Genomic DNA, 11,517 nt, shown 5'->3' with positions numbered 1-11,517 from the left:
CTTGCCATTATAAAATAGCATCCAATTTTCCGTATAGCACTTCCCTCTTCTTTTCAAGCTCTTCTTTTTCTTTATAAATTGTTTGCAGTTTCTCCAGGTGCATTTCCGATTCCAGAACCGTTTCTAATTTCATAAGAGTTGTTTCAAGTTTTTCAATTGCGTGTTCCAATTCCGCTGTTTCCTGCATTTTATCCTTTTTCTTCGGAGAAACAGCTGCTATTTTAGCCTTTTTCACAGCAGAAGCTTCAATCACTTCTTTCCATCTATCCTCCATTTTCTTTCTGGCCTGATCATAATTCCCTTCATAGTAATGAAGTTCTTTTTGATCAATCCAGCATAATTTGCTGAATATTCGATTGATAAAGTAACGGTCATGGGAGACAGCCAAAATGGTTCCATTGAATCCTTCCAGTGCCTCTTCGAGTACCTCTCTAGATTCGATATCCAGATGATTGGTCGGTTCATCAAGAATAAGAAAGTTAATATCCCTGTGCATAAGCTGAGCCAGCCGAAGCCTCATTTTTTCACCGCCGCTCAATTGTGAAACTTTACGAAAAACAGTGTAGCCATAAAAGAGGAAACCGGCCAGAATATGGCGTGCCTCTCCCTCAGTTACAGCAAGCCCTTCTCTAAAGGCGTCCATTACCGATTGATCATCAGCATCTGCAAAAACATGCTGTGACAAATAGCCGACTTTCAAGTTGCTCCCTCTCCGAATTTCCCCTGCATCAGGTTGCAGCTCTCCCAGAATCATTTTGACCAAAGTCGATTTCCCTGTCCCATTATCACCGACAATAGCGGTCCGGTCGCGGAATTGGATGTGCATGCTGACGTTTTGGAATAAGTGCTTACTCCCAAAAGACTTGCTTACTTCTTTCATTAAGACCACATCTTTTCCGCTCCGCTCCGATGCTTCAAGATCCATATTCATTTTTTTGCGGTTTAATACAGGGCGATCCAGCTTCTCCATCCGATGGAGGGCTTTTTCCATGCTGCTTGCCCGTTTATGAAGGCCCGCGTTAGGCGGGGTGCATTGATTGGCCCACTCTCTTAACCTCTTGATGGCTTCCTTCATCTTCTTGATTTTTTTTTGCTGTTCCTCATATTGATGAAACTCTCTCATCAGCCTTTCCTCTTTCTCTTTTACAAAGCCTGAATAGTTTGTCTGGTAAAGGGTGATTTCTCCATCTTCCAAATCCAGAATCCTGCTGGCCGTTTCATCTAAAAAATACCGATCATGTGAAATGAGCACTACTGTCCCTTCATAATTCTTTATAAAATCAGCCAGCCATTCGACTGCCTTTATATCCAGGTGGTTGGTCGGCTCATCCAGCAGAAGCAGATTCGGGCTTTTCAGCAGCATGTGGGCGAGGCATACCTTTGTTTTTTCACCACCGCTTAGATTGCTGAAATCCTTGTTCAGAAGACTGCTGATATCGAGGCCATTTGAAATGCGGTCTATCCTGCTATCCATTTCATAGCCATTGTTCAGTGCAAACTGATCCTGCAGCTTTCCGTACTCTCCAATAAGTTTAGTTAATTGATCCGGAACCGTTTCATTCGCCATTTGCTTTTCCATTTTCTTCATCGTTTTTTCCATCTCCAGCAAATAAGTAAAAGCTGTTTTTAAAACATCAATTGCCTTCATACCTGCCGGATAGTCCGGAATCTGTGTCAGATAGCCAATCTCACACCCCTTTCTCCAATGAATTTTCCCGGTATCCGGGACTTCTGCTCCAGCGAGCAATTTGAACAGAGTCGTTTTTCCGCTTCCATTTCTTCCTGTCAAACCAACCCTATCCCTCTCATGGATTTCAAAGGAGATATTTTCAAACACTGTATTTCCGCCGTAACTTTTTCCGACTTGCTGTGCGCTGCATGCAATCATAGATTTTTCCTCCAAATTTATAAAAATATACATAAAAAAAGCCATAGGAAACATACTCCTATGGCCTAGGTAAAATCTGATAAAATGAAGCTCTTACTGGACGGTTTTCGGCCCCAGTTAACTGTGGGGCAATGCGCCGGCCACCCAGTTGCTGCCAAAATGCGGCAGCTTTATACTGAGTTCATTTAATCGGACTTTTATTGGAAGCTTAACGCATCAAGATTTCTATTGCGAAGCTTCCCACAATTAAACGGGATAAAAAAAAGAGCGCTTGAAGAAGCTCCCTTCACCGTTCTTTATAATGGCGTTAAAGAGATGTTCTCACTGTTTTGTTTTCATATGAAATTTGCTAAAAAAGGGCAGACTTGTCCCGTAAACAGCAAAACCATGAAAAATTGCACGGTAAATAGTCAGGAATTCAATCCATTCACCACGTGCCAAAACAGTTCCACTCATCTCTTCTCCACCTCCATTCAAATAAGTTAGTTTTATTTTAATATTTCTTCAATTTAAAAGCAATGGATACTTTTCCAGCATAATGCGCATTTTTTAGAAGCAGGGGTCCACGGATAAGGAAAAAGTTATAATCGCTAAAAAAGGAAGCCCTTGGTGCGGGATTCCTTTTCAATATTATTTCCACGTTTGGATTTGATCTGTCTCAAGGATGCCAAGTGTAACGTCACTGATATCAGGGTCATCAAGCAGCTGATTTCTTACACCAATTTTTATATCATCCGCATCGGCAAGTGTGAGGCCTTCGACCAGCTCAATGTAACCTTCCACATGATATCTTCTTCCCTCCTGAATCAGCCGCAGCTGTTTAATATCCACGACCTGAGGATCTCCGAGAATAATTTGGGCGATCCGGTCTTCAATATCTTTTGGTGCCGCTACACCAATCAGGCCTAGCGTATTTTCAAATCCGATTTTTACAGCGATACCCACCAAAAGCAGCCCAATTAATATCGTGCCGACTCCATCCAGGAAGTAAAGTCCTGTAAAATGGGCAATTAATATCGAAACAAGGGCAAGCAAGGCGCCAAATGTCGCAATAATATCTTCATAAAAGACCAGCCGCGTTGGAGGGGAGGCCAGCCTTACATTTTTAAAAGCAACAGGCACAATGCCAAATCCTTTGGCAGGATTCCTGGTTTCATGGCCGATTTCTTTCATGGCCTTCAATAAAATAAATCCATCGACAGCAACGGCAAGAAGCATAACTCCTACATTGAGCCAGAGGTCGGTTGATTCCTTTGGATGCTGAGTTAATTCCCAGCCTTTATGTAGCGTTTCATAGGCCATGATGGAAATGACGATAACGGCAATTAATACGAACAGATTGATCACCCGGCCAAATCCTGTAGGGAATCTTTTGGTTGGCGCCTTTTCGGCAAGCGCACTGCCAAAAAATACAAAACCCTGGTTCAGTGCATCAGCAAGGGAATGGAGGGTTGTGGCAAGCATGGCCCCGCTCCCGCTTGCAAAAGCTGCAAGCCCTTTAGCAATCGCCAATGCCGTATTTCCGATTGCTGCCATTCCCGATGATTTGTTTCCTTTTTTCAATAAAGCAATCACAGACATTTCATCACCGCCTAATTTTTTTGTTTGGTTTTATTGTTACCCTCATGAGCCGATTCTGAATCATTTTTTTCCGGTTCATCTTATAGGCAAAAATAAAAAGAGCTAATATCACAATTAGCTCTCCAACATTTATTTAACCAGCGAGTGCTTGAAGGCATAAATGACTGCCTGGGTTCTGTCCTGCACCTGCAGCTTGCTTAATATATTGCTCACATGTGTTTTGACTGTTTTTAAGGCAATGAAAAGTTCGTCGGCGATTTCCTGATTCGTTTTGCCTTGTGTCATTAAAAGAAGAATTTCCATCTCTCGGCTCGTCAGCTCTTCATGGGGCAGCTGGTGATTTTTCTGCCTCATTTTCACCATCATTTTGCCGGTCACTTCCGGTTCCAGCACCGATTGTCCATGATAGGTCGAACGAACTGCCTCAGCTATCTCACTGGCTTTCGAGGTTTTCAGCATATAACTTGTCGCCCCTGCCTCCAAAGCCGGATAAACTTTTTCATCATCAAGGAAGCTTGTAACAATAATAATTTTAGCTTCCGGCCATTGCTCGATGATTCTTCTTGTCGCTTCTATACCGTCCATTTCTTTCATGACGAGATCCATCAGAATGATATCCGGCTTCAATTCGAGTGCCAGATCGATTGCTGTTTTCCCGTTATCCGCTTCTCCTATAACCTCAATATCCGGCTGTGCCGTAAGATAGGAAGACACTCCAATCCGAACCATTTCATGGTCATCCACAAATAAAACTTTAATCATTGGCCTCACCCTCAGAATTTAGTCTTGCCTAACAGCAGATATTATTTACATAATCGGAACCTTCACTTCAAGACGGGTTCCCTTGTTTCTTACACTGACGATTTTCATGCTTCCGCCAACTTCAGCGGCACGTTCATACATATTCTGAAGACCGTAGGAGCCAGCCCTCGTTTCCTCTACATCAAAACCGACTCCATCATCAGCCACACGGAGAATGGCATAATCATCTCTTTGAATCAGGAGCACTTCAAGGTTTTGCGATTTGGAATGGCGGAGTGTATTGGATACAGCTTCCTGGAGGATGCGGAATAGGTGGTCTTCCACCCCTTTATCAAGCGGAAAATTCTCTACCTTCCATTCAATCTCCATCGCTACTTTTTGAAGCAATTCGACCAGAAGCTCTTCAATTCCTTCCTGCAGGCTTTTCCCCTTAAGGGCCGCTGGACGAAGGTGCAGGAGCAGGGCACGCATTTCCAGCTGTGACTGATGGATCATTTCTTCCACCATTTTCAGCTGTTTTGCCTGCCTTTCTTCCGGATCCTGCTGGGTTTCAGTAATCGCGGACATCATCATGGATGCTGCAAACAGCTGCTGGCTGACAGAGTCGTGAAGCTCGCGTGCAAGCCTGTTCCGTTCCTGGGAAACGATTTCCTGCATTCGGTTCTCGATATCTTCCGCTTTTTCATTTGCCAGCTTTTGAGAAATCTTTGCCTGATCTGTCATATGTTTTTGAATCTTTTCGGCCCTGACTGCTATAGAATGCAATTCTTTACCTGTTTCCTGCACATCCAACTGGCGTCCTTCCTCCACCTGATGGAGCATTGTATCTACTGCAAAAAGCTGCCGGCGCCAGTAAATGCCTGACAATAATCCAAAAATCAGGCCAAGAGCCAGGCTTACGCTCGGCACAAATAGGATAAACGGAATATCGAGTATTTCCGTTTCCCACAGATCCCGCCAGCCGGGAATAGGAAACATCGTAAAAAAAGAAGCTGTCAGGACAGCAAGAATAAAAAGGGACATGCCCGCTCCCCAGGCAATTTGCCGCTGAATGATACTCATACGCGCTTCACCTCGATATCCCCGACTGCAAGTGAAGTGAAAATCTTAATACGCTGTCCTGATTGATCATAGCCTGGAGTCTGAAGCTGAAGGAGCTGGTTAAACATTTTTGATTCTTCATGCTCTAATATTCTGGCCTTACCCACAATGGCTGAATGGCTGACACTAACCTCCACGTCATAGGGAACAAGCACCTGCACATTTCCGATGAAGTTCCGGATGAAAATAACGGTTTCTCCCTTGGGAATAACCGTATAGCTTAAATCTATGACCGTATCACCTATGCCGGTCTGGATATTTATATCATTCCATTCGTATACTTGCTCAGGTGTTTTTTGCTGGCCGACAAATATATTGGAAAAAAGAGGATTCTTTTTTATGACTGTTTCTTTCTGGAGATTCACTGCCGGTTCCTTGAACTCCGGCTGAATCCGTTTAGGTTCCTTTTTGGACTGCCCAAACTGAATCAGCAAGTGAATTAAAATAGCCAGCAGGAAAAATTTCAGCGTCATCATGCTGAAAATATTGATAAGCAGAAAAATTAGTCCAAGCCAGAAAAGCCATTTTCCGGAGCTCTTAGGCATCCTCTTCCTTCCGATATATACCATTCCAATTGGCACAAGAAGAGAGAATATCACACCGCTATTAAAAAAGGCTATTTCCACAAAGAGAAAGACAATGCCCAATATGATAATCCAGCTCATATAATCGCTTTTGTTGTTAAAGTTCATGTGGCATCCCCCCTTTTGTGTATATGGAATGATCAATTAAAGGCGCAGTATCCCTACGCCTTTTTAGAATACCATTTTTTGTTCATAAAATAGAAAGAGTTTTTATCTTTTTTGAGAAAAAGATAATACAGGCAGGCTTCATTTTTGTATTTTGCATGTTACAAACTTTTTCTGACTTGATATCAAATATTACAATACAGGCTTCTTCTCAAGCTCTTTTTCCAGCTGTGCGATGCGGGCATCGATTGTGCTCCGGTGATAGGAGCTTTTCACCTGATGTTCAAGCCGGTCAAGATAGGATTCGATTTCCTGGAATCTTGTAAAGTTTTTATCATTGTTTTGATCAAGCACCTTATCCATTTGGTGATTTGCGCGTGTGATGTTTTCACGGCCCATCAGCTCCATGCGGCGGATATGCATATCCTTCAGTTTATGCTTCATTTCCTCGTATTTTCTTTCAAGATCACCCATTTGCTGTACAGCCTGGTTCAGGAGATCCTTCAAACGGCTGGCACGCTCTTCATACTGCATATGCTCCTGAGCTGCAAACTGATAGAGTTCTTCCTCACCTGCCTGCGATGCAACTTCTGCCTGGCGCTTGCGTTTGTCTGCAAGGTTTTTCGCCTGCTCGTATTCTCGGGTGAACTCTTCTTTCAATGTATATTGACGTTCCAAAAGCTTGCGGACCTTTTCGGTTTCGCGCTCACATTCACGAAGGTATTGGTTTAAGAGTGCGATTGGATTCTTTTTCTCCTTTTTATCCAACACTTCATGAAGGTCTGCCATTACTGTATCTTTGATTCTCGTTAATAGGTTTGCCATATCTATCTCTCCTTTTTTAGTTTCTGTTTAAATCCGCCCATTGCTTCTCAAAGTTAGCAAAAGGGTCATTGTCTTCTTCCATTACACTTGAGCTTGAATCGTTCCACTTTTTATAGACCAGATATAGAACGTATGCAGCTGCGAGCCCTAAAATTGCCGGGAAGTTGGAAGCGGTGGCCATCAATGCGATGAACCCGATGATTCCATAGCCGATTTTTGCCATTGTGCTTTCTGCTTTTAAAAATTGTTTAAACACAAAATATAGAATCGCCGCGCTTACCGCCAGACCCACGATCGGTCCAAGATTTGAAACCAGCACCATAGCTGCAATTCCACCTGCTATCAGTAATCCAAGTTTTTTCATTTTCGTTTCCTCCTTTCTTGATTTCATCTTACCTGTATTGTGTAAATGCTATAACGAGCCTCAGCTTTATTTTCAAATAAGACCTGAGACGTAGCAGATGGTCGGCCCCTTACAATCCAGATGGGAAATATGGAAAAAGAATGTACGTTAATGGGGAAAAATGCAGGGTACACATGGGGTAGGCAAACAAATAATGAAGCTGCATAGCGCAGATTTTTCATACATCTATGGAAAAGGAGGTCCTCCAATGTTTGGGTATGATGATTTTTTGAAATTCATTCAAGCCTTTTTTGTGGTTTACCCGGTAGTCACACTGATTCATTTATTAGGTCATATATTCTTTGCAGGCATTTTTGGCGGAAGAGGGATCCGTGTTATTATTGGCACAGGCAAAATCCTATTCTCAATGAGGTTTTTAGAGGTTAGACGGTTTTACTTCTGGTATGGAGGATGTGAGTTTTCAGCATTAAAATACAGCAATAAACTGACCAAATCTCTTATCTTTTTAGGAGGGTCTATTTTTAACATAGGCAGCATTTTTATTGTGAATTACCTAATCCAGCTGGGCATTCTGGATGCTAGCATGCTGTGGTACCAATTTGTATATTTCTCCTTTTATTACGTCTTTTTCGCCCTGCTGCCAATGGATATGGCAGATGGCACACTTAGTGACGGGAAGGCTATGTACAAGCTCTGGTTTAATAAAAATAAAGATGATTCCTCAGCAGACTGCCAGCTGATTGATGAGGAGAAAAAATAGTGAGCAGGTTCATGAGCCAGAATTTCTGTTTTTTAGGCGGAATTTCAAAGTTATGAGCGAATTCTCAGTTTTATCGGCGATATTTCAAAGTTATGAGCGAAATTTCGGTTTTATCGGCAAAATTTCAAAGTTATGAGCGAAATTTCGGTTTTATCGGCAAAATTTCAAAGTTATAAGCGAAACCTCGGTTTTATCGGCGAATTTCCAAAGTTATGAGCGAAATCTCGGTTTTATCGGCGAATTTCCAAAGCTATGAGCGAAATTTCGGTTTTATCGGCGAATTTCCAAAGTTATGAGCAAATTCTCGGTTTTATCGGCGAATTTCCAATATTATGAGCGAATTCTCGGTTTTATCGGCGAATTTCCAATGTTATGAGCGAATTCTCGGTTTTATCGGCGAATTTCCAATGTTATGAGCGAATTCTCAAACACCGCAAAAACCCAAATTAATAAGCCAATAAAAAAGGAAGTCCCGATCATTCGGAGCTTCCTTTTTGCATGAATTTCTTTTCAAAATGGCCTAGTGCCAATAACGGCCAAATATACCGGTAGCTGTGATAATGCATGTATAGGAAACCGGCCATTCCCTGCCCTTTTGGGTAATCTGTCGTCCAGTCATTTCTTTGGCCTTCGCGAATCAGGAAAGCCATGCCTTTTCTGATCTCAGGGCTGTTTTCATGAGAAACGGCAATTAAAGCATCAACGGCCCAGGCAGTATGTGTTAATGTACTGCTTCCCAATGAAACATAGCGTTTTTCAATGTCGCTTCTGCAGGATTCTCCCCAGCCGCCGTCTTCATTTTGAACAGATTTCAGCCACTCAACCGCTTTTCTAATGTACTCCTCATCTCCCTTTTCCCCTGCAGCGGCGAGGCCGGTAAGGGCTGCCCAGGTTCCATACAGAAAGCAAATTCCCCAGCGTCCATACCAGGAACCGTCTATTCTCTGATTCTTTTTCAGCCAGCCTATTCCTCTTTTAATTGAAGTTTCAGCTCCTGTAGTAAAGGTACCTAAATATTCAATCGTTCTGCCTGTTAAATCTGCTGTGGATGGATCAGTGAGAATAAACTCTGCTCCTTGAATGGGAATTAGATTCAGCAGGGGATTATCGACATTTTTTTCAAATGCCGGCCATCCCCCATCACGGTTTTGCATGGATAGAGCCCATTGTATTCCTTTCTGCCTGGATTTCTTGGCAGCTTTTCCTGTTTGATTGTGAATGCTCCTCAGATTGGCGGTCGTATCATCCACATCTGGATGCATGGTATTAAAGTCTGAAAATCCCCAGCCTCCAGGAACTCCCTTGCGGTTGTGGACCGTCCAGTCTCCATGCCGGGTTTGCTGTCTTGAAAGCAAATAGTTATTCGCCTTTAGAATCGCCGCATCTGATTCATCTGCACCTGCCTCCTGGAGGGCGTGGGAAATTAAAGCGGTATTCCATACTTTAGCGTCTGTTAACTGAAAATGGATATGTCCATCTATTGTGCAGGACATTCCCTTTAATCCCTTCACCGCCTTAATGATGACTGGGTTTTTGGGAGAGCAGCCGAGAGCGAGGAGGGCAAAAATCATATAAAAAGTGCTGCTGAAATAATTTAATGATGTTCCGTCCGGTTCAATCCGCTCGAGCATATATTGCTTTGTTCCCTCATATGCCATGCTGCGGAGCCGCTCAGGTAATCCAATTAAGCTTTCGGCCATACCGGTAAGAACGTCAACAAGTTTTCTCCATTCATCAGAACGGCTTTCTTCCCATAGTTCTTCCCTGTCCCTTGTTCCATAGATTTCACCCAAATCCGGACTATTTTCCGTTCTTCGCCTGAATTTCTTACTGCCAAGCAGGACCACCGGCAGGAGATGTATTCTGGCAAAGCTCGAAAGCTGGTAGATGCTGATTGGGCTGGATGGAGGAAGCAGCACAATTTCGATAGGGACTGGAAAAACGGCCGGCCATGGATATAGGCCTGTCATGGCAAGCATGATTTTTGTAAACATCCCTGCTTTTTTTATCCCGCCCTTTGATAAAATAAATTTCTGTGCAGCTGTCAGATGCGGGTCATTCTTCTGTCTATAGCCTGAGTATAAAAGGGCGTAATAGGATTCAATGGTTAAAGATAAGTTCCCTTCTTTTTCGTCTCTAAAAAGCTTCCAGGCACCACTCTCTTCCTGGCGGCTTTCTATTCTCTCCGCCAGTTTCTGAATTAGCTCTTCATCCATCATTTTGAGCGTCCTCAACAGGATAATCATATAAGCATCAGTCATGATTCCAATTTCAAACGGATACGCCCATGAGCCATCCTGTGATTGGCTGCTTTTCAGCAAATCAGTTAGCCGGTTAATTTCTGCCTTGACTAGCTGCACATTCCTCATTCCCTCACTAAAGTTTTATTACACTATATTCCTTAATCAATTAAAGAATTCGACCTTCCAGGAGAGTGTGCTAAGGACTTTCTAACGGACAGAGAAGGATGCAGCAGTCAGGGGCATGATGACATGGCTTCATGGCAGCTGTAATCAATCATTTTTTTGGCACATGAAACAATTCTCTCCTGCCCATACTAAGGGCGGAGGTGCGCCAGCGATATGAAATTCTCATGGGTATTGGGGATCATGCTATTAACACAAACACAAACTGCCAGTCTTCCTGATGACTTATCCATTGAAAATGACGGTAAATCCATTGCAAGGGTCAACAGGACGGAATATGAACTGCCGTTTCCCGGGCTTTCGCTAGTGGACGGTGAACGGTTCAAACAGCTCCTGGAAAAATTAAATCGCCAGACGTATATTCCGCCTAGGAACGCGTACATAGGCGAAAGCGGACGTGTCGTTGCTGAGAACCCTGGAAAAATACTGCACCGCAAAGCATTCACTGATATTTTTTATAAATATTTTTATAATAACGGGCCAGCTCGAATTGAAATCCCAACGCTCCCTGTTTACCCGAGAGTGGATCGGGATCTTATATCCCATATCCGAGTTAAAATGATCGGCCAGTATGTTACGTATTTTAATCCGAATAACGCCTCACGCTCCCATAATATTAAGCTTGCAGCCGAAGCCCTTGATAATTATGTTGTTTTTCCGGATGAAGTATTTTCTTTTAATCGTGCTGTCGGCAAAAGAACGGCGGGGAAAGGCTATAAGCGTGCTCCGGTTATCGTTAGAGGAGAACTGTCAGAAGACATCGGGGGCGGGATCTGCCAGGTATCCTCCACTCTGTTCAATGCAGTTGACCGGGCAGGAGTCAATGTGATCGAGCGTTATTCCCACAGCAAAAAGGTTCCCTATGTACCGCCTGGCCGGGATGCAACCGTAAGCTGGTATGGCCCGGATTTCACATTTAAAAACCGTTATAGTTCTCCCCTGCTTATTCGGGCAAAAGCTATGCATGGCCAGGTGGTAATCAGAGTATACTCCTCTGATGAAATTGACTATGAGCCCCGCCAGGTCCCGAAAGCTTCAACAATGCTGCCGGAAGAAATCAGCATTGAAAAGGAAGCAGTTTTAGAGAACTGATAGCTTTGTTAGCTGCATTCAGGCAGGCA

Annotated in this window: 11 protein-coding genes; 2 read left to right on the top strand and 9 right to left on the bottom strand. The window is 43.3% G+C overall.

Annotation, left to right across the window (positions count from 1 at the left end; all coding sequences use genetic code 11):
- Nucleotides 1-7: 7 nt before the first annotated feature.
- The 8 genes from abc-f to DFO72_RS16590 all read right to left on the bottom strand — a co-directional run bounded on the left by abc-f (nucleotide 8) and on the right by DFO72_RS16590 (nucleotide 7,210).
- Nucleotides 8-1,888 carry a ribosomal protection-like ABC-F family protein gene (gene abc-f, locus DFO72_RS16620; RefSeq protein WP_113883231.1) on the bottom strand — a complete coding sequence of 627 codons (1,881 nt, stop codon included), beginning with the start codon at nucleotides 1,886-1,888 and terminating at the stop codon, nucleotides 8-10.
- Nucleotides 1,889-2,209: 321 nt separating this feature from the next.
- Entirely contained in the window at nucleotides 2,210-2,344 is a 135-nt protein-coding gene (locus DFO72_RS30425) for an RAxF-45 family protein (protein ID WP_258549820.1), read from the bottom strand.
- A 174-nt stretch (nucleotides 2,345-2,518) separates the two neighbouring features.
- A complete protein-coding gene (locus tag DFO72_RS16615; protein WP_113883067.1) occupies nucleotides 2,519-3,469 on the bottom strand; it encodes a cation diffusion facilitator family transporter in 951 nt (316 codons plus the stop codon).
- 129 nt (nucleotides 3,470-3,598) lie between these two features.
- Nucleotides 3,599-4,231 carry a response regulator transcription factor gene (locus DFO72_RS16610; protein WP_113883066.1) on the bottom strand — a complete coding sequence of 211 codons (633 nt, stop codon included), beginning with the start codon at nucleotides 4,229-4,231 and terminating at the stop codon, nucleotides 3,599-3,601.
- Nucleotides 4,232-4,276: 45 nt separating this feature from the next.
- Nucleotides 4,277-5,293, bottom strand: a complete 1,017-nt coding sequence (locus DFO72_RS16605) for a sensor histidine kinase (RefSeq protein WP_113883065.1) — start codon at nucleotides 5,291-5,293, stop codon at nucleotides 4,277-4,279.
- Complete coding sequence (gene liaF / locus DFO72_RS16600) at nucleotides 5,290-6,024, bottom strand: cell wall-active antibiotics response protein LiaF (protein WP_113883064.1); 735 nt, start codon at nucleotides 6,022-6,024, stop codon at nucleotides 5,290-5,292. Before liaF ends, DFO72_RS16605 begins: the two co-directional genes overlap by 4 nt.
- A 189-nt stretch (nucleotides 6,025-6,213) precedes the next feature.
- The gene (locus DFO72_RS16595) at nucleotides 6,214-6,846 is read right to left on the bottom strand and encodes a PspA/IM30 family protein (protein WP_113883063.1); all 633 of its coding nucleotides are present in this window, start codon (nucleotides 6,844-6,846) and stop codon (nucleotides 6,214-6,216) included.
- Nucleotides 6,847-6,862: 16 nt separating this feature from the next.
- On the bottom strand, nucleotides 6,863-7,210 hold the full coding sequence (locus DFO72_RS16590) for a flagellar basal body rod protein (protein ID WP_113883062.1): 348 nt from the start codon (nucleotides 7,208-7,210) through the stop codon (nucleotides 6,863-6,865).
- Nucleotides 7,211-7,457: 247 nt separating this feature from the next.
- Between DFO72_RS16590 and DFO72_RS16585 the strand changes: the two genes are divergently transcribed.
- Entirely contained in the window at nucleotides 7,458-7,970 is a 513-nt protein-coding gene (locus tag DFO72_RS16585) for a hypothetical protein (RefSeq protein ID WP_113883061.1), read from the top strand.
- 476 nt (nucleotides 7,971-8,446) lie between these two features.
- Here DFO72_RS16585 and shc read toward each other — a convergent pair whose 3' ends face one another.
- Nucleotides 8,447-10,339 (bottom strand): squalene--hopene cyclase, encoded by a 1,893-nt coding sequence (gene shc, locus DFO72_RS16580; protein ID WP_166672508.1) that lies wholly within the window; start codon nucleotides 10,337-10,339, stop codon nucleotides 8,447-8,449.
- Between the two features lie 213 nt (nucleotides 10,340-10,552).
- Here shc and DFO72_RS16575 point away from each other — a divergent pair, with 213 nt between their 5' ends.
- The gene (locus DFO72_RS16575; RefSeq protein WP_113883059.1) at nucleotides 10,553-11,488 is read left to right on the top strand and encodes a VanW family protein; all 936 of its coding nucleotides are present in this window, start codon (nucleotides 10,553-10,555) and stop codon (nucleotides 11,486-11,488) included.
- Nucleotides 11,489-11,517: the final 29 nt, after the last annotated feature.

The sequence above is a fragment of the Cytobacillus oceanisediminis genome (genome assembly GCF_004366035.1).
GTDB classification, from domain to species: Bacteria; Bacillota; Bacilli; order Bacillales; family Cytobacillaceae; genus Cytobacillus; species Cytobacillus oceanisediminis_C.
This window is presented reverse-complemented; position numbering and strand designations above follow the sequence as displayed.